The sequence below is a fragment of the Mycobacterium scrofulaceum genome (assembly GCF_002086735.1).
GTDB classification, from domain to species: Bacteria; Actinomycetota; Actinomycetes; order Mycobacteriales; family Mycobacteriaceae; genus Mycobacterium; species Mycobacterium scrofulaceum.
On sequence record NZ_MVIJ01000022.1, the window covers coordinates 66,366 to 89,063 of the forward strand.

General features: G+C 71.0%; 22 protein-coding genes. 11 read left to right on the forward strand and 11 right to left on the reverse strand.

All coding sequences use genetic code 11. The annotated features are described in order from the left end of the window. Positions 1-31: 31 nt before the first annotated feature. The 5 genes from BST44_RS15790 to BST44_RS15810 are packed head-to-tail and all read right to left on the reverse strand — an operon-like array spanning position 32 to position 4,423. Complete coding sequence (locus tag BST44_RS15790; RefSeq protein WP_142274516.1) at positions 32-640, reverse strand: hypothetical protein; 609 nt, start codon at positions 638-640, stop codon at positions 32-34. Positions 641-645: 5 nt separating this feature from the next. Continuing rightward, positions 646-1,308: a TetR/AcrR family transcriptional regulator gene (locus BST44_RS15795; protein ID WP_083178045.1), complete on the reverse strand. Its 663-nt coding sequence runs from the start codon at positions 1,306-1,308 to the stop codon at positions 646-648. Next, positions 1,308-2,453, reverse strand: coding sequence for an acyl-CoA dehydrogenase family protein (locus tag BST44_RS15800; protein WP_083178046.1), 1,146 nt, complete (start codon positions 2,451-2,453; stop codon positions 1,308-1,310). Before BST44_RS15800 ends, BST44_RS15795 begins: the two co-directional genes overlap by 1 nt. A 12-nt stretch (positions 2,454-2,465) precedes the next feature. Further along, complete coding sequence (locus BST44_RS15805) at positions 2,466-3,650, reverse strand: acyl-CoA dehydrogenase family protein (RefSeq protein WP_083178047.1); 1,185 nt, start codon at positions 3,648-3,650, stop codon at positions 2,466-2,468. A 26-nt stretch (positions 3,651-3,676) separates the two neighbouring features. Beyond that, positions 3,677-4,423, reverse strand: a complete 747-nt coding sequence (locus BST44_RS15810; RefSeq protein WP_083178048.1) for an SDR family NAD(P)-dependent oxidoreductase — start codon at positions 4,421-4,423, stop codon at positions 3,677-3,679. A 68-nt stretch (positions 4,424-4,491) separates the two neighbouring features. Here BST44_RS15810 and BST44_RS15815 point away from each other — a divergent pair, with 68 nt between their 5' ends. The 4 genes from BST44_RS15815 to BST44_RS15830 all read left to right on the forward strand — a co-directional run bounded on the left by BST44_RS15815 (position 4,492) and on the right by BST44_RS15830 (position 8,740). Next, positions 4,492-4,854 (forward strand): DUF3054 domain-containing protein, encoded by a 363-nt coding sequence (locus BST44_RS15815; RefSeq protein WP_083178049.1) that lies wholly within the window; start codon positions 4,492-4,494, stop codon positions 4,852-4,854. A gap of 4 nt (positions 4,855-4,858) precedes the next feature. Beyond that, positions 4,859-5,722, forward strand: a complete 864-nt coding sequence (locus tag BST44_RS15820; protein ID WP_083178050.1) for an SAM-dependent methyltransferase — start codon at positions 4,859-4,861, stop codon at positions 5,720-5,722. Positions 5,723-5,956: 234 nt separating this feature from the next. Further along, on the forward strand, positions 5,957-8,176 hold the full coding sequence (locus tag BST44_RS15825; RefSeq protein WP_083178051.1) for an MMPL family transporter: 2,220 nt from the start codon (positions 5,957-5,959) through the stop codon (positions 8,174-8,176). 45 nt (positions 8,177-8,221) lie between these two features. Continuing rightward, on the forward strand, positions 8,222-8,740 hold the full coding sequence (locus BST44_RS15830; protein WP_083178083.1) for a GNAT family N-acetyltransferase: 519 nt from the start codon (positions 8,222-8,224) through the stop codon (positions 8,738-8,740). Here the strand turns inward: BST44_RS15830 and BST44_RS15835 are convergent. Further along, a complete protein-coding gene (locus tag BST44_RS15835; protein WP_083178052.1) occupies positions 8,734-9,069 on the reverse strand; it encodes a YnfA family protein in 336 nt (111 codons plus the stop codon). The two genes, BST44_RS15830 and BST44_RS15835, sit on opposite strands and share 7 nt — an antisense overlap. Before the next feature lie 46 nt (positions 9,070-9,115). Beyond that, positions 9,116-9,859, reverse strand: a complete 744-nt coding sequence (locus BST44_RS15840; RefSeq protein ID WP_083178053.1) for an MBL fold metallo-hydrolase — start codon at positions 9,857-9,859, stop codon at positions 9,116-9,118. A gap of 42 nt (positions 9,860-9,901) precedes the next feature. On the opposite strand from BST44_RS15840, the gene fgd reads away from it, so the two are divergent. The 4 genes from fgd (at position 9,902) to BST44_RS15860 (ending at position 15,220) form a co-directional block, all read left to right on the forward strand. Next, complete coding sequence (fgd, locus tag BST44_RS15845; RefSeq protein ID WP_083178054.1) at positions 9,902-10,912, forward strand: glucose-6-phosphate dehydrogenase (coenzyme-F420); 1,011 nt, start codon at positions 9,902-9,904, stop codon at positions 10,910-10,912. Beyond that, complete coding sequence (gene pta, locus BST44_RS15850) at positions 10,905-12,995, forward strand: phosphate acetyltransferase (protein ID WP_083178055.1); 2,091 nt, start codon at positions 10,905-10,907, stop codon at positions 12,993-12,995. The genes fgd and pta overlap by 8 nt, the downstream gene beginning before the upstream one ends. Positions 12,996-13,008: 13 nt before the next feature. Next, positions 13,009-14,145, forward strand: coding sequence for an acetate kinase (locus tag BST44_RS15855; protein ID WP_083178084.1), 1,137 nt, complete (start codon positions 13,009-13,011; stop codon positions 14,143-14,145). A 214-nt stretch (positions 14,146-14,359) separates the two neighbouring features. Continuing rightward, the gene (locus tag BST44_RS15860; protein ID WP_083178056.1) at positions 14,360-15,220 is read left to right on the forward strand and encodes a type IV toxin-antitoxin system AbiEi family antitoxin; all 861 of its coding nucleotides are present in this window, start codon (positions 14,360-14,362) and stop codon (positions 15,218-15,220) included. A gap of 118 nt (positions 15,221-15,338) precedes the next feature. Here BST44_RS15860 and BST44_RS15865 read toward each other — a convergent pair whose 3' ends face one another. From BST44_RS15865 to glnX, 3 genes are read right to left on the reverse strand one after another with little or no spacing between them, the layout of a single operon-like run. Next, entirely contained in the window at positions 15,339-17,618 is a 2,280-nt protein-coding gene (locus tag BST44_RS15865) for a serine/threonine-protein kinase PknG (RefSeq protein ID WP_083178057.1), read from the reverse strand. Continuing rightward, the gene (locus tag BST44_RS15870) at positions 17,618-18,598 is read right to left on the reverse strand and encodes a glutamate ABC transporter substrate-binding protein (protein ID WP_083178058.1); all 981 of its coding nucleotides are present in this window, start codon (positions 18,596-18,598) and stop codon (positions 17,618-17,620) included. Before BST44_RS15870 ends, BST44_RS15865 begins: the two co-directional genes overlap by 1 nt. Further along, on the reverse strand, positions 18,595-19,914 hold the full coding sequence (gene glnX, locus BST44_RS15875; RefSeq protein WP_083178059.1) for a protein kinase G-activating protein GlnX: 1,320 nt from the start codon (positions 19,912-19,914) through the stop codon (positions 18,595-18,597). Before glnX ends, BST44_RS15870 begins: the two co-directional genes overlap by 4 nt. 134 nt (positions 19,915-20,048) lie before the next feature. Between glnX and BST44_RS15880 the strand changes: the two genes are divergently transcribed. Then, positions 20,049-20,672 (forward strand): NUDIX hydrolase, encoded by a 624-nt coding sequence (locus BST44_RS15880; protein WP_083178060.1) that lies wholly within the window; start codon positions 20,049-20,051, stop codon positions 20,670-20,672. Here BST44_RS15880 and thiE read toward each other — a convergent pair. Further along, positions 20,644-21,315 carry a thiamine phosphate synthase gene (thiE, locus tag BST44_RS15885; RefSeq protein WP_083178061.1) on the reverse strand — a complete coding sequence of 224 codons (672 nt, stop codon included), beginning with the start codon at positions 21,313-21,315 and terminating at the stop codon, positions 20,644-20,646. The two genes, BST44_RS15880 and thiE, sit on opposite strands and share 29 nt — an antisense overlap. A 129-nt stretch (positions 21,316-21,444) precedes the next feature. Here thiE and thiO point away from each other — a divergent pair, with 129 nt between their 5' ends. Further along, a complete protein-coding gene (thiO, locus tag BST44_RS15890; RefSeq protein WP_083178062.1) occupies positions 21,445-22,449 on the forward strand; it encodes a glycine oxidase ThiO in 1,005 nt (334 codons plus the stop codon). Further along, positions 22,446-22,643: a sulfur carrier protein ThiS gene (thiS, locus tag BST44_RS15895; RefSeq protein WP_083178063.1), complete on the forward strand. Its 198-nt coding sequence runs from the start codon at positions 22,446-22,448 to the stop codon at positions 22,641-22,643. Before thiO ends, thiS begins: the two co-directional genes overlap by 4 nt. The last annotated feature ends 55 nt before the right edge of the window (positions 22,644-22,698 follow it).

Consider the following 22,698-nt stretch of genomic DNA (forward strand, 5'->3'; position numbering starts at 1 on the left):
AAGCTAGCCTCACAATCGCTTTCGCGTCGCGCTAGAACGGCCACCCGTTGGAGTTGTCCTTGAATTTGCCGTTGACCGCGGTGCAGAAGTCGTCGGCGGTGCCGGCCAGCAGGACGTAGTAGGTCTCGCCGCGGCGGCTCTCGTAGGTGTTCGGGGTGCTCCAGCCGCTGTTGCACAGCGAACTCTGCGTGCCGGCGGTGGCCCGGCGCCAGTTCGTCTTGGCGCAGCTCACCAGGGCGTCGACGTTGGCGGTCGCGCTCTTGGCGGCCACCACCATCGCGCCTCCCCATTGCCCATCGGTGCGCCGGTAGGCGCGCGCCCCGAATCCGGCGTCGTTGGTCTGGCACGCCAGCGCCCGGCGCATCAGTGAAAAGGGCGCGGCCAGTTGCTGATTGGGACTCGCCGCGGCGGCCGTGATGAATTGCGCCGCGTCCGAGCCGTCGACCTCCTGCACGTTGGGCGTGCCGAAGCTGAACAGCTGCTGTGCGATCCCGGCATTGCTGCCGCCGCCGATGACCGGCCCGCCGCCGGTCGACGTCATCGGGGGCAGCGCGGCGGGATCGGCGCCGGCCGCCGGGATGCCGGTGGCCACGGCCAGCGCCAGGGTCGCGGCCAGGCTGCGAAGCGCGGTACCTGTCATGCCCCTCATTCCAGCACGTGTGCGTAGCCGGCGCGACGGTCGTCGCGCACCAACGCGTCGAGCACGTGGCGCGTCTGCAGCCGGATGTATTCATCGCGGGTGTACAGCGGCCCGAAGTGCCAATGCTTGAGCGCCCACCCGTGCGCGAGCAGCATGATGTCGAACACGGTGAGGTCGACGTCGACGTCGCGGAAGGCGCCCTGCGCGACGCCGGCCTCGACGGCCGCGCGCAGCGGTGCGGCGGTGGCGATCTCGAGGTCCTTGATCAGCGCCCGCCCGGCCGGCGCCAGGGTCCGGCTCTCCCGGTAGGTCAGCACCACGCCGTCGAGGTTCTCGTCCACGATCTCGACGTAGCGGCGGATGCCCGCGGCCAGCTGGTCCACCAAGTCGTCGCCGGCGGCGGCCATCACCGGCGCCAGCTGATCGCGGAACGCGTCGAGGATCCGCACGATCGTGGCGAGCAGCAACTCCTCCTTGCCGCCGAAGTAGGTGTAGATGAGGCCGACGCTGACGTTGGCCTCGGCGGCCAGGTCCTGCATGGACATCTGGTGGAAGCCGCGCGCTCCCATCACCGTGACCGCGGCGTCGAGCAGCTGGCGGCGCCGCGCGCCGGCGCGGGCCGCGCGGACGGCCTCCTCGACGGGCAGGTCGCCGTACTCGACGGCCATCAGATGCCCAGGTCCTTGGCGATGATCGTCTTCATGATCTCGTTGGTGCCGCCGTAGATGGTCTGGATGCGGGCGTCGACGAACGCGCGCGCCACGGCGTACTCGCGCATGTAGCCGTAGCCGCCGTGCAGCTGCAGGCAGCGGTCGGCGGTGCGGACCTGCAGGTCGGTGGTCCACCACTTCAGCCGGGCGGCCCGCGCCGCGGTCAGCTCGCCGGCCAGGTGCTGGGCCAGGCAGTCGTCGAGATACGTTCGGGCGACGTCGATTTCGGTCGCCACCTCGGCGAGCACGAATTGGCTGTGCTGGAACCCGGCGATCGGCGTTCCGAACGCGGTGCGCTGCCTGACGTAGTCCAGCGTCTCGGCCAGGACGGCCTCGGCGGCGGCCACCGCGCCCACCCCGAGCGCGAGCCGCTCCTGCGGCAGGTTCTGCATCAGCTGGTAGAAACCCCGGCCCTCCTCCCCGAGCAGGTTGGCCACCGGCACCCGCATGTCGGTGAACGTCAGCTCGCTGGTGTCCTGGGCGTGCAGGCCGATCTTCTCCAGGTTGCGGCCCCGGGAGAAGCCCGGCGTGTCCGCGTCGACCACCAGCAGCGACAGCCCGGTGTGCCGGTCCGGCGACGTCCGCACCGCGACGACGAACAGGTCGCCGCACTGGCCGTTGGAGATGAACGTCTTGGCGCCGTTGACGACGTAGTGGTCGCCGTCGGGCACCGCCGCGGTGCGGATCCCGGCCAGGTCGCTGCCGGTGCCCGGTTCGGTCATGGCGATGCCGAGCACCGTCTCCCCGGTCACCACGCCGGGCAGCCAGCGCTGTTGCTGCGCGGGCGTGGTCAGGTCGGTGAGGTAGGGCAGCACCACGTCGTTTTGCAGCGTGAACGCGATGGCCTCGGCCGCCGCCCCGGCCCGTTGCAGCTCGTCGATGAGGATCGCGTTGTACCGGAAGTCGTCGACCCCCGGGCCGCCGAGGTGCTCGGGCACCGAAAAGCCCAGCAGCCCAAGCTTTCCCGCTTCGACGAACAGTGAGCGGTCCCACTGGCCCCGCGTTTCGGCATGCTCGTGCGCCGGGACCACCACCCGTTGCACGAACTCCCGCACGAGCGCCCGGAATTGCCGGTGCTCGTCGGCGTACTGCAGGCGCGCCATGGCTTCCCCTCGTTACCGGAAGGCGTCGCTGCCGGTGAAGGCCTGGCCGAGCACCAGCTGATGCATCTCGGGCGTGCCCTCGTAGGTGAGCACCGACTCCAGGTTGACCATGTGCCGGATCACCGGGTACTCGAGCGATATGCCGTTGCCGCCCAGAATGGTTCGGGCGGTCCGGCAGATCTTGATGGCCTCCCGGGTGTTGTTCAGCTTGCCGAAGCTGACCTGCTCGGGACGCAGCCCGGGGCCGTCCTTGAGGCGGCCCAGGTGCAGCGACAGCAGCTGACCCTTGTGCAACTCGACCGCCATGTCGACGAGCTTGGCCTGGGTGAGCTGGAATCCGGCGATGGGGCGCCCGAATTGGGTGCGCTGCGTGGCGTAGTCGAGCGCGGCCTGCCAGGCCGACCGCGCCGCGCCCATCGAACCCCAGATGATGCCGTAACGCGCCTCGGACAGGCAGGACAGCGGTCCCCGCAGCCCGTTGGCCTCGGGCAGCATCGCGTCGGCGGGCAACCGCACGTCGTCGAGCACCAGCTCGCTGGTGATCGAGGCGCGCAGCGACAGCTTGTGGTGAATGGTGTCGGCGGAGAAGCCCGGTGTCCTGGTGGGCACGACGAAGCCGCGGATGCCGTCGTCGGTGGCCGCCCACACGACGGCGACGTCGGCGACCGAGCCGTTGGTGATCCACATCTTCCGGCCGTTGAGCACCCAGTCGGAACCGTCGCGCCGCGCGCGGGTCTTCATCGCGGCGGGGTCGGACCCGACGTCGGGTTCGGTCAGCCCGAAGCAGCCCAGCAGCTCGCCGGTCGCCATCGCGGGCAGCCACTGCCGCTTCTGCTCCTCGGACCCGAAGTTCCAGATCGCGAACATCGCCAGCGAGCCCTGCACCGACACCATGGACCGCAGGCCGGAGTCGGCGGCCTCCAGCTCCACGCAGGCCAGGCCGTAGTGCACGGCCGACGCCCCGCCGCACCCGTAGCCGTCCAGGTGCATGCCCAGCAGGCCGAGCTGGCCGAACCCCTTGGCGAGTTCGCGCACCGGCAGGTCGCCGATCTCGAACCACTCCGCCACGTGGGGCGCGACATGCTCGGCGCAGAACCTGCGGACGGTGTCGCGCAGCGCGAGCTCGTCGTCGGACAGCGAGGCGTCCAGCCCCAGGGGGTCGTACCGGTCGAAGGCGGGCGGCTTGTGGGTGCTCATCGGTTCAGCCTGCCACTAACCGGCCGCTAACCGGCCATCGTCAGGCCGCCGCTGACGCTGATCACCTGTCCGGTGATGAACGACGCCGCCGGCGACGCGAAGAACAGCACGGCCGCGGCGACCTCCTCGGGCCGCGCCAGGCGGCGAAACGGAATGGCCTTGACCAGCGCCTCTTTCAGCTTCTCGGGCTGGGCGTGGAAGAGCGGCGTGTCGGTCGGACCGGGGCAGACGCAGTTGACCGTGATCTGGTGGCGGGCCATCTCGCGGGCCAGCGACTTGGTCAGAGCGATCACCCCGCCCTTGGCGCCGGCGTAGATGGATTCCCCGGCGCTGCCGACACGGCCGGCGTCGCTGGCCACGTTGACCACGCGCCCGCCGGCGTGGGTCTCGATCATCCCCGGCAGGAACGCGGCGCAGACGTGCACCGGCCCCAGGTAGTTGATGGCCACCACCTTGGCCGCGAATTCCGGTGTGGCGTTGAGGAATTGGTCGGTGCGGTCCCAACCGGCGGCGTTGACGACGATGCCGGGCACGCCCGCCTCGGCGTGCGTGACGTCCCGCAGGCTGTTCACCTGGGTCGGGTCGGCGACGTCCACCGGCACCGCGGTGATCAGCCCCGGGCGCTCGTTGGCGGTCGCCGCCGCGGCGGCCTCGTCCAGGTCGGCGGCGATCACCCGGTCGCCTCGCGCGGCGAGGGCCAGCGCAATCGCCTTGCCGATCCCCGAACCGGCCCCGGTCACCACGGCCAGGGCGCCGTCTGAATGCTCGTTCATTGCTGCCGAATCTAGGTTCACCGCCTCGGCGGGGTCAAGGTCGGCGGTCGGCCCGGTAGTCTCGCTGCATGCGGCGGCTGCTGTGGCTGGGCTGGGACGTCGTCGGCGTGTTGGTGTTCTGTGCGGTCGGGCGTCGCAGCCACGACGAAGGACTCGACGTCGCCGGCCTCGCCGCCACGGCGTGGCCGTTTCTCACCGGGACCTTCGTCGGATGGCTGGCGGCGCGCGCGTGGCGGCGCCCCACCGCGCTGGCGCCGACCGGGGTGGTCGTCTGGCTGTGCACCGTCGTCGTCGGCATGGTCTTGCGCAAGGCGAGTTCCGCGGGGGTGGCGGCCAGTTTCGTGGTGGTGGCGGCGTCGGTCACCGCGTTGTTGTTGCTCGGGTGGCGAGCGGTCGCCGGGCTGATCCTGCGGCGCCGGACCGGCGTGTAGAGCCATGGCGGCGACGACCGGCGTGGCGGCGGCCGCGGTGTTCGGCGCCGCCGCCCGGGCCGTCGCCACCAACAGGGGCTTGCTGAACGATCCGTTCGCCGAGCCGCTGGTGCGCGCCGCCGGGGTGGACCACTTCGTCCGCGTGATCGACGACGACCGATTCGCCGCGGACGACGCTGACGGCCCGCGCTTCCTGGACCTGTGCGCGGCGCACACCCGCTTCGTCGACGAGTTCGCCGCCGAAGCGGGGCGGGCGGGACTTCGTCAGGTGGTGATCCTGGCCTCCGGCCTGGACACCCGCCCCTACCGGCTGTGGTGGCCGTCCGGGACAACGGTTTTCGAGATCGAGCGGCCCGAGGTGCTTGACTTCAAGGACGAAGCGCTGCGCGGCCTGGGCGCCACGCTGACGGCGAGTCGGCGCGCGGTCGGGGCCGGGCTGCATCAGGACTGGCCCGCGGCGCTGCGGCGGGTCGGTTTCGACGCCACCGCCCCTACGGTGTGGATCGCCGAGCGGGTGCTGATCGGGTTCCTCACGCCCGCGGTGCAGGACCGCGTGTTGCACGGGGTGACCGCGATGAGCGCCGCCGGCAGCCGGTTCGCCGCCGATCACATGCCGACGTGGACACCCCTGCAACTGGAGGCGGAGCGGTCGTTCGTCGACGGCTGGCGCCGGCACGGCCTGGACGTCGACCTGGCCAGCCTGACCCACCCGGGCCAATACCACTACGTCCCCGAGTATTTGGCGACGCGCGGCTGGGAGGCGGCGCAGCGCAGCCTCGCCGAGTTGCTCCGCTTCATGGGCCTGCCGGCCCGTCGGCCCGACGGCACGCCGTTCGTCCCCGAGTACCTCACCGCGACGCGGGGGTAGGCCGCCGTGTTTAAGTTGGTTAACGGTTAATTAACTTAAATTAGTTCGGCCGATTCGTGAACCCCGTGCGGCCTAGGGTCGTAACACGATTTGTGAGCCGCTACTGCGAAGGGGTGCCGATGGTGAGGACGGTGCGCGCTCCGCGCCGCGAATAGCGAAACCCCAAGCCGGGGCTCCGAAGTTGGACACAGGCCGATCGGGGGGATCAACAGCCAATCAGCGCAGAGGACGCACATGCTAGAGCGACTGGCCCTGCTCGCGATCTCCGCACCGCGCCGGGTGATCGCGGGTGCGATCGTCGTGGCGGTCCTCGCCGCCGTCTTCGGCGTCCCGGCCGCGGCCACCATGCCCGGCGGCGGGTTCCTCGACCAGACGGCCGAATCCTCGCGCGCCACCGCGATTCTGGCCGAGAAGTTCCACCAGGGCGACATGGAGATGACCCTGTTGCTGCGAGCGCAGAGCGGCGTCAACGACGGGGCCGGCCGGATCGTGGGCACGGACATCGCCCGTCAGCTGGCACAGTCACCGTTCGTCGCGCAGGTGGCATCGCCGTGGACCTCGCCGCAACCCGGGCTGGTCAGCGGCGACGGGAAGTCCGCGCTGATCGTGGCCGCGCTCAACGGAGGGGAAGGCGGCGCTCCCCGGCACGCCCGGGAGCTGGCGGATCGGCTCACGCGCGACCGCGACGGCGTGACCGTGCAGGCCGGTGGTATGGCGATCATCTACGAAGAGCTGAACCGCCAGACCGAAAACGACCTGCTGCGAATGGAATTCATCGCGATACCGCTGAGCTTCGCCGCGCTGGTGTGGGTGTTCGGCGGGTTGCTGGCCGCCGCGTTGCCCATTCTCGTCGGCGGGTTCGCCATCCTGGGTTCCCTCGCGGTGTTGCGGGCGGTGGGCATGTTCGCGGACGTGTCCATCTTCGCCGTGAACGTGGCGGTGGCGTTGGCCTTGGCGTTGGGCATCGACTACACCCTGCTGATCGTCAGCCGCTATCGCGACGAACTGGCCGGGGGACTGCCCCCCGGGGAGGCCCTCCCGCGCACCATGGCCACGGCCGGGCGCACCGTGCTGTTCTCCGCGCTGACGGTGGCCCTCGCCCTGGCCGCGTTGGTGATCTTCCCGATGTACTTCCTCAGGTCGTTCGCCTACGCCGGCGTCGCGGTGGTGGCTTTCGCGGCCCTGGCCGCGATGGTGGTCGCCCCCGCGGTGATCGTGTTGCTGGGCGACCGGCTCGACGCGCTGAACGTCCGCAACGTGGGCCGCCTGCGCCCCGGGTCCGTGCCCGTCGAGCGCACGTTCTGGTACCGGACGGCAAAGGTGGCCATGCGCCACGCGCTGCCCGTCGGCCTGGCCATCATCGCCCTTCTGCTCGCCCTGGGCGCGCCCTTCCTCGGCATCAAATGGGGCTATCCCGACGATCGGGTGCTCCCGGCGTCGTCGTCGGCGCGGTCCGTCAGCGACCGGATCCGGCACGACTTCGGCACCGGCTCCGCGACCACGGTGCGGGTCGTCGTCGCGCACACCGGGGGACCGGCCGCGCACGAACTCGGCGAGTACGCCGCGCGGCTGTCGCGCGTTCCCGACGTGGCGGCGGTGTCCGCGCCGACGGGAACCTTCGTCGCCGGCGAGCGCACGGGGCCGCCGTCGGCGCCCGCCGGACTGACGGACGGCAGCGCGTACCTGACGGTGGCCAGCACCGCGCCCCTGTTCTCGCCGGCGTCCGACGCGCAGCTGGACCGTTTGCACGCGATCCCGCCGCCCGGGGACCAGCAGGTCGCCATGACCGGGATGGCTCAGATGAGTCGCGACTCCGTCAACGCGATCACCTCGCGGCTGCCGTGGCTGTTCGGTTTCGTCGCGTGCGTCACGCTGGTGCTGCTCTTCGTGCTCACCGGCAGCGTGCTGCTGCCCGTCAAGGCGGTGCTGCTCAACATGCTCTCGTTGACGGCGGGGTTCGGCGCTCTGGTGTGGATCTTCCAGGACGGTCATCTGGGGGCGATGGGCACCACCCCGACCGGCACGCTGGTCGCCACCATCCCGGTGTTGATGTTCTGCGTCGCGTTCGGATTGTCCATGGACTACGAGGTTTTCCTGCTGTCCCGCATCCGCGAGTACTGGCTCGAATCGCCCCGCACGCGGGCCGACAACGACGAGAGCATCGCGCTCGGCGTCGCGCGCACGGGCCGGATCATCACGGCGGCGGCGCTGCTGATGTCGATCTCGTTCGCCGCCCTGACTTCCGCGGGGGTCTCGTTCATGCGGATGTTCGGGGTAGGGCTGACCCTCGCCGTGCTGGTCGACGCGACGTTGGTGCGGATGCTGCTCGTCCCGGCGTTCATGCACGTGTTCGGCCGGCTGAACTGGTGGGCGCCCGCACCGCTCGCGCGGCTCCGCCGGCCCGTGGATGCCCGCCGGACGGGCGTGGCCCGCGCGGCCGGCCCGATCCGCTGAACCGGGTGGAATGCTTCCGCGGCGCAGGCGTTGGATGGTGACGTGGTGCACCCGTCGAGTCCACCTGCCGCCGGTCACCGGCTGCGCTTCGTGTCGGCCACGCACGACGACCCGTTGGCGCAGCCGCTGCTGGCCGAGCTGGCCGACGAGTACGCGCAGCGCTACGGCGGCACCCCGAGCACGCACCTGTCGTGGTTACCGGTGCCGAAGGCCGAATTGGCGCCGCCCGACGGCGGCCTGCTGATCGGGGTGCTCGACGGCGTGCCCGTCACCGGCGGCGCGTTCCTGCGCTACGACGCCGAGACCGCCGAGCTCAAGCGGATCTGGACCGACCGGGCGTATCGGCGCCGCGGGTACGCCCGCGTCCTGCTGGCGGCCCTGGAGGCCGAGGCCGCCGCGCGCGGGTACCGGCGGCTCTACCTGATCACCGGCAACCGGCAACCCGAGGCCGAGGCGCTCTACGACGGGACCGGCTACACCCGCGTGCCCGCCGACCCGCTGCCGTCGTGGGGGCCGTTCGTGCCGATCGCGTTCGAGAAATGGCTGGTTTCCGACGGTCAGTGAGGTCGCGGCGCGTACATGATCACCGCCACGCCCAGCAGGCAGACGACGGCGCCGATCACATCCCAGCGGTCGGGCCGGAACCCGTCGAATCGCATGCCCCACAGCAACGATCCGGCCACGAAGACGCCGCCATAGGCGGCCAGGATGCGACCGAAATGGGCGTCGGGCTGCAGGGTGGCCACAAAGCCGTAGGCGCCGAGCGCGACGACGCCCGCGCCCGCCCACACCGCGCCGCGGTGTTCGCGGATGCCCTGCCACACCAACCACGCCCCGCCGATCTCGAACAGCGCCGCCACGGCGAACAGCGCGATCGACTTGGCAACCGTCACAACCGTTTTCCCTCCGCCAGGGGCCGGCGGGTGACCCGGGTCCGCGTCATTCGGCGTCGGCCAGGGCGAGGGCCGCCGCGGTCGCCTCGCGTATCGGCCCGCGCCACACGTCGCCGTGCCCCGGCAACAGGACGTCGGTGTCGAGCAGCGCCAGGGCGGACAGGGTGCGGATGCAATCGCGTTGGCTGTGGCTGAAGATCGCCGGCAGCAGCTGCGGCCCGCGGTGGCGCAACAGCGGGTGACCGGTGATCAGCGCGTCGCCGCTGACCAGGACGCCGTCGACCACGTACGAGCAGTGCCCATTGGTGTGGCCGGGGCTGAAAACCGGTCGCGGCTGGCCCGGCAGGCCGGCGGCCACCTCGGCGGTCAGCGGTTGCGCGGAGGGGATGCCGTCGCGGATCAGGCCGCCGCTGCGGACCACATGGGCGGTCCACCTGGCCCAGCGGGGCCGCCAAATGCGCAGCGCCACATCGACGATGGACACCTGTTCCAGGTACTCGCGTTTGGCGTGCCCCACCTCGTCGGCGTGGCAGTACACCGGGACGCCGTGCTCGGCGGCGAACCAGATCGCCGAACCGAGGTGGTCGATGTGCGCGTGCGTCAGCAGGACGGCGCGCACGTCGCCGACGCCGTAGCCCAGCCCCGACAGCGAGGACAGCACCTCCGCGCGGTCGCCGGGGTAGCCCGCGTCGATCAACATCACGCCGGTGTCGTCGGTGACCAGGGTCCAGTTGACCGCGTCCCCCCGGGCGAGGTGCACGCTGTCGGTGACCTGAACGAGCTGCGCCATGCCCGCGAGTGTAGGAGCGACTCCGGGGAGTAGAAATAACTCGTGGCTGAACTGAAACTTGGATACAAAGCATCCGCCGAACAATTCGCCCCGCGCGAGCTCGTCGAACTCGCTGTCGCCGCCGAAGCTCACGGCATGGACAGCGCAACCGTCAGTGACCACTTCCAGCCGTGGCGGCACGAGGGCGGGCATGCCCCGTTCTCGCTGGCGTGGATGACCGCCGTGGGTGAGCGCACCGAGCGGATCGTGCTGGGCACCTCGGTGCTCACGCCGACCTTCCGGTACAACCCCGCCGTCATCGCGCAGGCGTTCGCCACCATGGCCTGCCTGTACCCGGACCGGATCTTCCTCGGCGTCGGCACCGGTGAGGCCCTCAACGAGATCGCCACCGGGTACGAGGGCGAGTGGCCGGAATTCAAGGAGCGGTTCGCCCGGCTGCGTGAGTCGGTGCGCCTGATGCGCGAGCTCTGGCGCGGCGACCGCGTGGACTTCGACGGCGAGTACTACCGGCTCAAGGGCGCCTCGATCTACGACGTCCCCGAGGGTGGCGTCCCCATCTACGTGGCCGCCGGCGGTCCGGCCGTGGCCAAGTACGCCGGGCGGGCCGGGGACGGTTTCATCTGCACCTCGGGCAAGGGCGAGGAGCTCTACAAGGACAAGCTGATCCCGGCCGTCTCGGAGGGCGCCGCGGTCAACGACCGCAACGTCGACGACATCGACAAGATGATCGAGATCAAGATCTCCTACGACCCCGATCCGGAGCTCGCCCTGGAAAACACCCGGTTCTGGGCGCCGCTGTCGCTGACCGCGGAGCAGAAGCACAGCATCGACGACCCGATCGAGATGGAGAAGGCCGCCGACGCGCTGCCGATCGAGCAGGTGGCCAAGCGGTGGATCGTCGCGTCGGACCCCGACGAGGCCGTCGCGAAGGTCAAGGACTACGTCGACTGGGGGCTCAACCACCTGGTGTTCCACGCCCCCGGCCACGACCAGCGCCGGTTCCTGGACCTCTTCGAGAAGGACCTGGCCCCCAGGCTGCGGCGACTTGGCTGAACCCGCCACTCCTGCTTCAGGGATCTACATCGCCGCTCCGGAACCGGAGACCGGCAAGTCGACCCTCGCGCTGGGGCTGCTGCACCGGCTGACGGCGACCGTGGCCAAGGTCGGCGTGTTCCGTCCGATCACGCGGGTGACCGACGGCAAGGACCGCGACTACATCCTGGACCTGCTGCTGCGGCACACCACCGCGGGTGTGCCCTACGAGCAGTGCCTCGGCGTGACGTACCAGCAACTGCACGCGGACACCGACGCCGCGATCGCCGCCATCGTCGACGCCTATCACGCGATGGCCGACGACTGCGACGCGGTGGTGATCGTGGGCAGCGACTACACCGACGTGGCCCGGCCCGCCGAGCTCTCGGTCAATGCCCGGATCGCGGTCAACCTGGGCGCGCCGGTGCTGCTGACGGTCAGCGGCCGGGGCCGCACCCCCGACGAGGTCGCGCGCGTCGTCGATGTGTGCCTGGCCGAGCTGGCCGCCCAGCGCGCCCACGCCGCCGCGGTGGTGGCCAACCGCTGCGAACCGGCGCGGATCGGGGAGGTCGCCGAGGCGCTGGAGGCCTTCCCGCAGCGCAGCTACGTGCTGCCCGAAGAACCGCTGCTGTCCGCGCCGACGGTCGCCGAGCTCGAAAAGGCGGTCGGCGGAACGCCGGTCAGCGGCGAGGCGTCCCTGCGCGAACGCGAGGTCACCGGCGTGCTGGTCGCCGGGATGACCGCCGACCACGTCCTGGAGCGGCTCGGCGACGGGATGGCGGTCATCACCCCGGGCGACCGCTCGGACGTGGTGCTCGCCGTGGCCAGCGCCCATGCGGCCGAAGGCTTTCCGTCGCTGTCGTGCATCGTCCTCAACGGTGGCTTCCGGCTCCATCCGTCGATCGCCGCGCTGGTCGCCGGGCTGCGGCTGCGCCTGCCGATCATCGGCACCACGCTGGGCACCTACGACGCGGCCAGCGCGGCGGCCGCGGCCCGCGGCCGCGTCACGGCGAATTCGCAGCGCAAGATCGACACGGCGCTGGAGCTGATGGACCGCTACGTCGATGTCACGGATCTGCTTGCGCAACTTGCTATCCCGATACCCACGGTGACCACCCCGCAGATGTTCATCCACCGGCTCACGCTGCAGGCCCGGTCGGACCGCAAGCACATCGTCCTTCCCGAGGGTGACGACGACCGCATCCTCAAGTCGGCCGGCCGGGTGTTGCAGCGCCGCGTCGCCGACCTCACCGTGCTCGGCGACGAGGCGCAGATCCGCCAGCGCGCGGGGGAGCTCGGGGTGGACCTCGATGGCGCGCAGGTGATCGACCCGCGCACCAGCGACTTGCGCTTCCGGTTCGCCGACCAGTACGCCGAACTGCGCAAGGCCAAGGGCGTCACCGTCGAGCACGCCCGCGAGATCATGCGCGACGCGACGTATTTCGGCACCATGCTGGTGTACAACGGCATGGTCGACGGCATGGTGTCGGGCGCGGCGCACACCACGGCGCACACCGTTCGCCCCGCTTTCGAGATCATCAAGACGGTCCCCGACGTCTCCACGGTGTCCAGCATCTTCCTGATGTGCCTGCCCGATCGCGTGCTGGCGTACGGCGACTGCGCGATCATCCCGAACCCGACGCCCGAACAGCTGGCCGACATCGCGATCTCCTCGGCGCGCACCGCGGCCCAGTTCGGCATCGAGCCGCGGGTCGCGATGCTGTCGTACTCCACCGGGGAGTCGGGCACCGGCGCCGACGTCGACAAGGTCAGGAAGGCAACGGAACTGGTTCGGCTCAGGGCGCCGCAACTCCCCGTCGAGGGCCCCATCCAGTACGACGCCGCGATCGAGCCGTCCGTCGCGGCCACCAAGCTGCGCGGCTCGCCGGTGGCCGGCCGCGCCACCGTGCTGGTCTTCCCGGACCTCAACACCGGCAACAACACCTACAAGGCGGTGCAGCGCAGCGCCGGGGCGATCGCGATCGGGCCGGTGCTGCAGGGCCTGCGCAAGCCGGTGAACGACCTGTCCCGCGGCGCCCTGGTCGAAGACATCGTGAACACCGTCGCCATCACCGCGATCCAGGCGCAGGGCATCCGTGGCTAGCACCGACCGGGTCGTGCTGGTGATCAACTCCGGCTCGTCGTCGCTGAAATACCAATTGGTCGATCCCGATTCGGGCGTGGCGCGGGCCACCGGCAACGTCGAGCGGATCGGCGAAGAGTCGTCCCCGGTCCGCGACCACGACGCGGCGCTGCGGCACGCGTTCGACGCGCTGTCCGACAACGGAATCGATTTAGGGGATTGCGGCCTGGTGGCGGTGGGCCACCGAGTGGTGCACGGCGGCAACACCTTCTACAAGCCCACCCGGGTGGACGACGCGGTGCTCGGCAAGCTCGACGAATTGTCGGAGCTGGCGCCGCTGCACAACCCGCCCGCGGTGAAGGGCATCGAGGTGGCGCGCAAGCTGCTGCCCGACGTCCCGCACATCGCCGTGTTCGACACGGCGTTCTTCCACGACATGCCGCCCGCCGCCGCCACCTATGCCATCGACCGCGGCTTGGCCGAACGCTGGCAGATCCGCCGCTACGGTTTTCACGGCACGTCGCACCGGTACGTGAGCGAGCAGGCCGCCGCCTTCCTGGGCCGGCCGCTGCGGGGCACCAAACAGATTGTGCTGCACCTGGGTAACGGCTGTTCGGCCTCCGCGATCGCCGGCACCCGGCCGCTGGACACCTCGATGGGCCTGACGCCGCTGGAGGGCCTGGTGATGGGCACCCGCAGCGGCGACATCGACCCCAGCATCGTCAGCTACCTGTGCCACATGGCCAAGATGGGCGTCGACGAGGTCGAGTCCATGCTCAACCAGCGCTCGGGGATGCTGGGCCTGTCCGGCGAGCGCGACTTCCGGCGGCTGCGCGCCATGATCGAATCGGGCGACGGCGCGGCCCAATTGGCCTACAGCGTGTTCACCCACCGGCTGCGCAAGTACGTCGGCGCCTACCTGGCGGTGCTGGGGCACACCGATGTCATCACCTTCACCGCCGGCATCGGGGAGAACGACGCGGCGGTGCGCCGCGACGCGGTGTCCGGGCTGGAGGAGCTGGGCATCGTGCTCGACGAGCGCCGCAACCTCGGCGGTGGCAGGGGTCCCCGGCAGATCTCCGCCGAGGACTCGCCGATCGCCGTCCTGGTGATCCCGACCAACGAAGAGTTGGCCATCGCCCGCGACTGCGTGAGCGCGCTGAGCGGCTGACGGCCCCTGCCCGTTCTCCCGGCCCCCTTTCTCCCCGCCCGTTGCGCCGCCCCTTTTTTCGCCGACCGTGCACTGACGGCGTCGAGTGTGCGTCCACGGCGCAAAAGTCGCCCGATATCCGCCGTCAGCGCACGCGCAAAGCCCTGAGCGCACACGCGACCGCACTGTGCATAGCGGAATTCCCGAGGCGTGGTCGACGTGCGACCGTTCCGGCATGCGACCGGGGGAACCGTTCATCGGCAGCGAGGCACTGGAGTCGGGCGCGCTCAGCCGCCATCAACTGCGCGCCCGTTATCGCGCCGTCTTTCCGGACGTCTACGTATCCGAAGGTGCCGAGCTGTCGCTCGAGGGGCGCATCCGGGCGGCCTGGCTCTGGTCGAGACGCCGGGCGACGATCGCCGGCGCGGCCGCCGCCAGATTGCACGGCGCCGAATGGATCCCCGACAACGTGCCCGTCGAGCTGGCGCACACCAACGGCCGAGCGCCGCGCGGCGTGCTGACGCGGCGCGGCGCGCTGCTCGAGGGCGAGACGCAGACGGTGGGCGGGTATCCGGTCACCACCCCCGAGCGCACCGCCTTCGACATCGGCCGGCGCGGGGCGGTGCGCTCGGCGGTGGTGCGGCTGGACGCCCTCGCCCGGGCGACGGGTTTCAAGGTCGACGATGTGCGGCGCATCGCCAAGCGCCATCCGGGCTCACCCGGGCTGCGGCGCCTGGAGACGGCGCTGGAACTGGTCGACCCGGGCGCCCAGTCGCCGCGGGAAAGCTATCTGCGGCTGCTCCTCATCGACTCCGGCCTGCCCCGGCCGCAGACCCAGATAGCGGTGCTCGGCATCGACGGATTGCCGGTCGCCTACCTGGATTTGGGCTGGGCGGAAGACATGGTCGCCGTCGAATACGACGGCGACCAACACCGCACGGACAGAAGGCAATACGTCAAGGACATCCGGCGTATCGAGATGCTCGAGCAGATGGGGTGGATCATCGTCCGGGTGGTCGCCGAGGACCGCCCAGCCGCCATCGTGCGCCGGGTGCGGGCGGCGCTGGCCGCATCGCGCGTGCGGTCACGGCTTTGAGCGTGCGCTCACGGCGGACGCTGGGCGATTTTCCCGCCCTGGCCGCACACGCGAAGCCCTGGACGCACACCCGATGTGGAAAGGGGTGGGGAAGCGGACGAGCACGAAGCGCGAAAACCTAGAACGTGCTGGTCGGCCGCACCCTGTTCGCCATGTCCACCAGCGCGTAGCGGTGGCGTTGGGTGGGCGCCACCCGGGCCAGGTTGCGCAGCGCGGCCTCGACGCCCAGCCGCAGCCCGTGCTCGGTGAACGGGAAGCCGAGGATGTGGTTGGTGCTGGCCGTGTTGTCTTCCAGCCAATCCATCGCGCAGCCCAGCACCAGCGCGCGGATCTGCAGCACGCGCGGTTCGGTGGGCGGCAGCGCCTCCACCCGGCGGGCGGCGTCGCGGATGTCCTCCTCGGTGATCTCGCTTTTCGTCCGCCCCGACAACAGGGTCACCGCGCTGGTCAGTCGCGCGGTGGTGAAATGCCTTGACGTGGGCGGGACTTCGTCCAGGGTGCGCACCGCGGCGGACCGATCACCCTCGGCGGAAAGCCAGCGGGCCAGCCCGAAGGCCGCCGAGATCACCCCGTCGTTGGTCTTCCACACGGTTTGGTAGTACTTCTGCTCGTCGACGTTGCCGGCCAGCTCGGCGGTGGCCGCCAGCGCCAGCTTGGGCGCCAGCTCTCCCGGGAACGTGTCCAGCACCTCGGTGAAATGCGTTGTGGCGGAGTCATAGTCGCCGGTGAGCAGCTCCGAGACGGCCCGGTACCACACCAACCGCCACTGCCAGGCGACCCGCTCGGCCAGGTCGTCGAGCTTCCTGGTGGCCTTGGCCACGTCGCCCAGGTCCAGCAGCGCGCGGACCTCCATCAGCGGCAGTTCGATCGACTCGGACACCTCGACACCCTCGGCGTCCAGCGTGCCGTGCCGCGCCGCGCGCAACGAGTCCAGCGTCTGCACCGGCTGGGAGAGCACCGTGGCCTGCAGGACGGGGGCGGCGACGTCGGTCGGGTCCACCAGCGGCACCTGTAGCGCGGTCACGATCTCGCGGGCGGTCAGCCGCTCCGAATGGACCTGGCCGTCCAGGTAGACGTCGGTGTGCGCGACCAGCAGGTCCACCCCGAACGTCGAGCGGCTGGGGCTGAAGATGGTCGACAGCCCGGGCCGCGGTATGCCGGTGTCCTGGGCCACCACCTCGCGCAGCACGCCCATCAGCTGCGCGGACATCTCCTCGGTGCTGGCGAACCGGCGCCGCGGGTCGGGGTCGGTGGCCCGGCGCAGCAGCCGGCGGAACGAGTCGTAGGTCCTCAGCACCGGGTCGTCTTCGGGCAGGCCGTCGACGTAGCGGCCGTTGCGGGTCGGCAGGTTCACCGTCAGCGCCGCCAGGGTGCGCCCGACGGTGTAGATGTCGGTGGCGACCGTCGGGCCGGTCCGCACGATCTCCGGCGCCTGGAAGCCGGGGGTGCCGTAGAGGTAGCCGAACGAGTTGATCCGCGACACCGCGCCCAGGTCGATCAGCTTGAGCTGCTCCTCGGTGAGCATGATGTTCTCCGGCTTGAGGTCGTTGTAGACCAGGCCGATGGAGTGCAGATAGGTCAGCGCGGGCAGGATCTCCAGCAGGTAGGCGATGGCCTCGGCGACCGGCAGCTTCTTGTCCTTGCCGTGCTTGAGCGGCTGCCCGCCGATGTACTCCATGACGATGTAGCCGACCGGGTTGCCGTTCCGGTCCTTGTGCTCGACGAAGTTGAAGATCTGCACGATCTGCGGGTGCACCACCTCGGCGAGGAACTGCCGTTCGGCCATCGCGATCGCCTGCGCCTCGGCGTCGCCTGAGTGCACCAGGCCCTTGAGCACCACGGGACGGTCGTTGACGTTGTGGTCGACCGCCAGGTACACCCAGCCCAGCCCGCCGTGCGCGATGCAGCCCTTGACCTCGTACTGGTGGGCGACGATGTCGCCCGGATTCAGCTGTGGCACAAATGAATACGCGCTGCCGCAGGCCGGGCACCAGCCCTCCGACTCGCCCTTGGCGCCCTTGCTCGACCGGCCGACCGGCTTGCCGCAGTTCCAGCAGAACCGCTTGGCCTCCGGCACGACCGGGTTGGTCATCAGGGCCTCGAGCGGGTCGATGTCGCGCACCCGGGGGATCTCGACCAGGCCGCCGCCGAGCTGTCGGACCGGCGGCAGCACCCGCGTCCCTATCGTCACCCGGTCCTGCGCTTCGCTGTCCACGGCGCCGAGCGAGATGTGCGGAAGGTCGTCGTCCTCGTCGTCGAAGTCGGGACGAAACAGCGCCTGGGTGGCCTGGATTCGCCCCGTCACCGGGCCGCCGCCCTGGGTGTCCGGCGGTTGGGTGCCCGGGCTCAGGTCATCGGCGCCGGGTTCGGTGTGTTCGGCCTTCTCCGACTCGGCCATCAGTCCAGATACCTCGGCGTGGGCGGGGCGGGCGCGGGCCCCAGCACGGTCAACCACTTGCGGTACAACGTGTTCCACGTGCCGTCCCGGCGGATCCGCTCCAGCGTGCCGTTGACGAACCGCACCAGATCGGTGTTGGTGAGGTTGATCCCGATGCCGTAGGGCTGGGTGGCCATGTTGGGGCCCACGATGTGCAGGTACGGGTCCTCCTCGACCAGACCGGCCAGGATCGAGTCGTCGGTGCTGACGGCGTCGATCTCGCGCTGCTGCATCGCCACCAGGCAGTCGGCCCAGTTCACCACCGACACGACCACCGGCGGCGGGTCGATCTGGCGGATCCGGTGCAGCGACGTCGTGCCCTTCGCCACGCAGACCCGCTTGCCGGACAGGTCGCTCACCTTGGTGATGGGCGAGTCCCGCGGCGCCAGGATGCGCTGGTTGGCGTCGAGGTAGACGGTCGAGAAGTTGACCTGCTTGCGCCGCTCGCAGGTGATGGTCATGGTTTTGACCACCACGTCGACCTCGGAGCGCTGCAGCGCGGTGACGCGCTCGTCCGACGACAGGATGCGGTATTCGACGTGCGACGGGGCGCCGAAGATGTCGCGTGCGATCTCACCGGCGATGTCGACGTCGAAGCCGGTGATCTCGCCGGTGATCGGGTCGCGGAAGCTGAACAGGTTGCTGCCGATGTCCAGCCCGACGATCAGCCGCCCGCGGGCGCGGATGTCGGCGACCGCCGCGTCGGCCTGTGCCTTGGTCGGGAAGGGCCGCAGGCTGGCCGTCAGGTCGCAGCCCTGGCTCGGGTCGTCCGGCGGCAGCGGCGGCTCCGGCGGCAGCTGTTGCATGCCGACCGGGGTGGGCGGCGGCAGCGTCGGCACGTTGGCCACCGTGAGCGACTCGGTATGCCCGCACCCGGCCAGCACGGCCGCCGTGGCGAGCACGGCGCCCGCCCGCAGCAGCCGGGCCGGCCGCGTCGTCATCGGTACTCTCTCAGCCGCGGCCACAGGCCCAGGGCCACCGCGATCGCGGCGCCCAGGCTGAGCACCACGCCGCCCACCTGGGCGCCGGACAGCCCGCTGCGCGCGTTGAGCACGTCGTTACGCAGGTGGGTGCGGCTCTGGTCGATGGCCTTCACCAGCTGTTCGTCCAGCTTGTCGAACGCCGGGGTGGAGTCGTCCTCGCTGCTGCCCAGGGCGACCTGCGTGGCCGCCCGGTAGTTGCCCACCGAGATGTAGGAGGTGATCCGGTCGTTGGCCTGCCGCCAGCGCAACAGCAGCTGATCGGCGCCCTCCAGGTCGGGTTTGTCGACGGCGTCGCTGCGGACCATGTACTGGTCGAGCTGCCGGTGCATGGAGTCGATGCGTTGATAGAACGACTCCTTGCGCTTCTCTTCGTCCCCGCGCCGGATCAGCGACAGAGTCTCGTCCGCCCGCGCCTGCTGGGCGGTGATCGCGACGTTGGTCACGATCCGCAGCGAGTCGGCGGCGGTGTTCTTCGCGCTACGGCTGGCGGCCGTGGAGATGGCCAGCGCGGTTCCGACCCACACCACCATGACGAGGATAGCGAGGCCGCCGACGACCAGGCCCGGGTTGATCCTGCGCCGGGTGCGCCTGGCCAGCCACCGGTGGGCGAAGACGCCGAAGACCGCGGTGGCGGTGACCACCAGGATGACCGGCGCCGGGATCTGCGTGGAGGCGGTGGTTTCCGCGTCCACCCGTTCCGACGTGGCCTGATACAGCTGCGCCGCGTCGGGCAGGATCGTCGACTGCATCAGCCCCGACGCCTCCGACAGATACGACGAACCGACCGGGTTGCCCTCCCGGTTGTTGGTGCGGGCGATTTCGATCAGGCCGGTGTAGACGGCCAGCTCGGCGTTGATCCGGCCAAGCAGCTGCACCAGCGGTTCGTCGGTGAGCCCGCTCGACGCCCGGGTCACCGCGACCGAGGCGTCGGTGATGGCCTGCTCGTAGCGCTGGCGGACGGGCGGCGGCTCGGCTTCGGCGATGAACGCGGTGGCCGCCGCGGCGTCGGCCACCGAGAGGGTGGTGTACAGCCGCCCGGCGGCGAACGACAGCGGCTCGGTGTGGTTGAGCACCGTGGTCAGCACCTGCTGCCGGTGGTTGATGGTGGTCGAGGTGGCGAAGGCGCAGATACCGCCGAGCACCGCCAGCACGATGCCGATGCTCAGGATGCGGCCCGGCGTGGTCGAGATGAACCACCAGCGCGGGTGGACCGGTTCGACCGGCGACCGCGACCCCTGCGGTTCCGTCGACGGGTGCGCCAGCTCAACCGTCACGTCGAATCAGCCCTCATCTTTCGCGACCCCTGGAACGCTGCACGAAACTCTATAAGCGAATTCTAAGAGAATGTTGCGGCGGATGGGTGGAGGCGGACCAAGAGACCGGGCGATCACGTGCATATCCTGAACTCGTGCAGAGCGACGGTGACGGTTGGGTGGTTTCCGCCAGCGGCGCCCACTATTGGGGGCGCTTCGGCGCGGCGGGCCTGCTGCTGCGGGCCCCGCAACCGGACGGTACCCCCGCGGTGCTGCTGCAGCACCGCGCGGTGTGGAGCCACCAGGGCGGAACCTGGGGCCTGCCCGGCGGCGCGCGGGACAGCCACGAGACCCCGGAGGAGACCGCGGTCCGCGAGGCGCAGGAGGAGGCGGGCCTGCACGGCGGGCTGGTGACCGTGCGCTCGACGGTGGTCACCGCGGAGGTCGCGGGGCTCGGCGGCGACCGCTGGACCTACACCACGGTCGTCGCGGACGCCCCGGAGCTGTTGCACACGGTGCCCAACGGGGAGAGCGCCGAGATGCGCTGGGTCGCCGAGGACCAGGTCGCCAACCTGCCCCTGCACCCCGGCTTCGCCGCGAGCTGGCAGCGGCTGCGCACGGCGACGGCGCTGGTGCCGCTGGACCACGCTGACGAACGACGGCGGCAGCTGCCGCGCACGATCGAGATCGAGGCCGGCTTCTTCTGGTGCATGCCGGGGGACGCCGACCTCGGGCCGCTGAATCCCCGCCTCAACTCGCTGCTGCAAGCGCTGATCTGAGCCGCTGCGCCGCGGCCCGCGGGTCGGAGGCCGCGGTGATCGCGCGCACCACCACGATGCGGCGGGCGCCGGCGGCCAGCACCTCCGGCAGCCTCGTCTCGTCGATGCCGCCGATCGCGAACCACGGCTTGGCGCCCCCCAACTCGGCCGCGGCCCGCACCAGCGGCAGGCCCGGAGCCTCGCGGCCGGGTTTGGTGGGGGTCGGCCAGCACGGCCCGACGCAGAAGTAGTCGGCCTCGCCAGCGGCTGCCGCGACGGCCTGATCCCGGTCATGGCTGGACAGTCCGAGCAGCGTGTCCGGGCCGACGATCCCGCGCGCCACGTCCGGCGGCAGGTCGCCCTGCCCCAGGTGCAGCACGTCGGCGCCGGCCACCCGGGCGATGTCCGCCCGGTCGTTGACCGCGAACAGGGCGCCGTGCCGGCGGGCGGCGTCGGCCAGGATCTCGGACGCCGCCAGCTCGTCGCGCGCCTCGAGGGGCCCGAACCGCCGCTCGCCCGCCGAACCCTTGTCGCGCAGCTGGATGATGTCGACCCCGCCGGCCAGGGCGGCGTCGGCGAACTCGGCCAGATCGCCACGCTCCCGGCGCGCGTCGGTGCACAGGTACAGCCGCGCGGCCGCCAGCCGGGTAACTCGCTGATGCACACTGCGACGCTAGCGCGCTAGCGTGGAAGCCGAAGAACACGGGAGTCCTGGCGAGCGGGGACTGAGAGTGGGCGCGCGCGCCCTTACCGTCACACCTGATCCGGGTCATGCCGGCGAAGGGAGCAGAGGATGCCGAATTCACTCGCCGTCATCGGCGGTGGTGTCATCGGGCTGGCGGTGGCGCGCCGCGCGGCGCAGGCCGGGTGGTCGGTGCGGGTGCACCGCACCGACGCCGTGGGCGCATCCTGGGTCGCCGGCGGCATGCTGGCCCCGCACAGCGAGGGCTGGCCCGGTGAGGAGCGCCTGCTGCAGCTGGGCCTCGAGTCGCTGCGGCTGTGGCGCGAGGGCGGGTTCCTGGACGGGTTACCGCCGCGGGTGGTCACCGCCCGGGAGTCGCTGGTGGTGGCCGTCGACCGCGCCGACGTCGCCGACCTGCGCACGGTCGCCGACTGGTTGTCCGCGCAGGGGCATCCGGTGGTGTGGGAGTCGGCCGCCCGCGACCTCGAACCGCTGCTGGCGCAGGGCATCCGGCACGGCTTTCGGGCGCCCACCGAGCTGGCCGTGGACAACCGCGCGGTGCTCGAGGCCCTGGCCGCGGAGTGCGAGCGCCTCGGGGTGCGCTGGGCGCCGCCGGCGCACGACCTGACGGTCGACGGCGACGCGGTGGTGATCGCCAACGGCATCGACGCCCCCGCGCTGTGGCCCGGTCTGCCGGTGCGCCCCGTCAAGGGCGAGGTGCTGCGGCTGCGCTGGCGGCGCGGTTGTATGCCGGTGCCCCGGCGCGTGATTCGCGCCCGCGTGCACGGGCGGCAGGTGTACCTCGTGCCCCGGGCCGACGGGGTGGTCGTCGGCGCCACCCAGTACGAACACGGGCGCGACACCGCCCCGGTGGTGTCGGGGGTGCGCGACCTGCTCGACGACGCCTGCGCGGTGCTGCCGGCGCTCGGCGAGTACGAGCTGGCCGAGTGCGCGGCGGGGCTGCGCCCGATGACACCCGATAACCTGCCACTGGTGCGGCGCCTGGACGAACGAACCCTGGTCGCCGGCGGCCACGGCCGCTCCGGCTTCCTGCTGGCCCCGTGGACCGCGGAACAGATTGTGTCCGAACTGGCCCCGGTCGGAGCCCGGGCATGATCGTGGTGGTGAACGAGAAGAGGGTCGAGGTCGACGAGCGGATCACGGTTGCCGCGCTGCTGGAGTCGCTGGGCTACCCCGACCGGGGTGTGGCGGTGGCGATGGACGACGCGGTTCTGCCGCGTTCCGGTTGGGCCACAAAACTTTTCGACGGTGCGCGACTCGAGGTTGTGACGGCGGTGCAGGGTGGCTGAATCTGAATTGTCCCGCTCCTCCTCAGGCCGTACCGGCCTGGATCGTCACGGGGCG

What these genes read in the sequence shown, in the direction of transcription:
- BST44_RS15800 (WP_083178046.1), bottom strand. Translation starts at nt 2,453, where the DNA reads ATGGCGCGCCTGCAGTACGCCGACGAGCACCGGCAATTCCGGGCGCTC.
- BST44_RS15870 (WP_083178058.1), bottom strand. Translation starts at nt 18,598, where the DNA reads ATGACGACGCGGCCGGCCCGGCTGCTGCGGGCGGGCGCCGTGCTCGCC.
- BST44_RS15815 (WP_083178049.1), top strand. Translation starts at nt 4,492, where the DNA reads ATGCGGCGGCTGCTGTGGCTGGGCTGGGACGTCGTCGGCGTGTTGGTG.
- BST44_RS15810 (WP_083178048.1), bottom strand. Translation starts at nt 4,423, where the DNA reads ATGAACGAGCATTCAGACGGCGCCCTGGCCGTGGTGACCGGGGCCGGT.
- BST44_RS15840 (WP_083178053.1), bottom strand. Translation starts at nt 9,859, where the DNA reads ATGGCGCAGCTCGTTCAGGTCACCGACAGCGTGCACCTCGCCCGGGGG.
- BST44_RS15790 (WP_142274516.1), bottom strand. Translation starts at nt 640, where the DNA reads ATGACAGGTACCGCGCTTCGCAGCCTGGCCGCGACCCTGGCGCTGGCC.
- BST44_RS15860 (WP_083178056.1), top strand. Translation starts at nt 14,360, where the DNA reads ATGCGACCGGGGGAACCGTTCATCGGCAGCGAGGCACTGGAGTCGGGC.
- thiS (WP_083178063.1), top strand. Translation starts at nt 22,446, where the DNA reads ATGATCGTGGTGGTGAACGAGAAGAGGGTCGAGGTCGACGAGCGGATC.
- BST44_RS15820 (WP_083178050.1), top strand. Translation starts at nt 4,859, where the DNA reads ATGGCGGCGACGACCGGCGTGGCGGCGGCCGCGGTGTTCGGCGCCGCC.
- BST44_RS15865 (WP_083178057.1), bottom strand. Translation starts at nt 17,618, where the DNA reads ATGGCCGAGTCGGAGAAGGCCGAACACACCGAACCCGGCGCCGATGAC.
- thiO (WP_083178062.1), top strand. Translation starts at nt 21,445, where the DNA reads ATGCCGAATTCACTCGCCGTCATCGGCGGTGGTGTCATCGGGCTGGCG.
- BST44_RS15795 (WP_083178045.1), bottom strand. Translation starts at nt 1,308, where the DNA reads ATGGCCGTCGAGTACGGCGACCTGCCCGTCGAGGAGGCCGTCCGCGCG.
- BST44_RS15825 (WP_083178051.1), top strand. Translation starts at nt 5,957, where the DNA reads ATGCTAGAGCGACTGGCCCTGCTCGCGATCTCCGCACCGCGCCGGGTG.
- BST44_RS15805 (WP_083178047.1), bottom strand. Translation starts at nt 3,650, where the DNA reads ATGAGCACCCACAAGCCGCCCGCCTTCGACCGGTACGACCCCCTGGGG.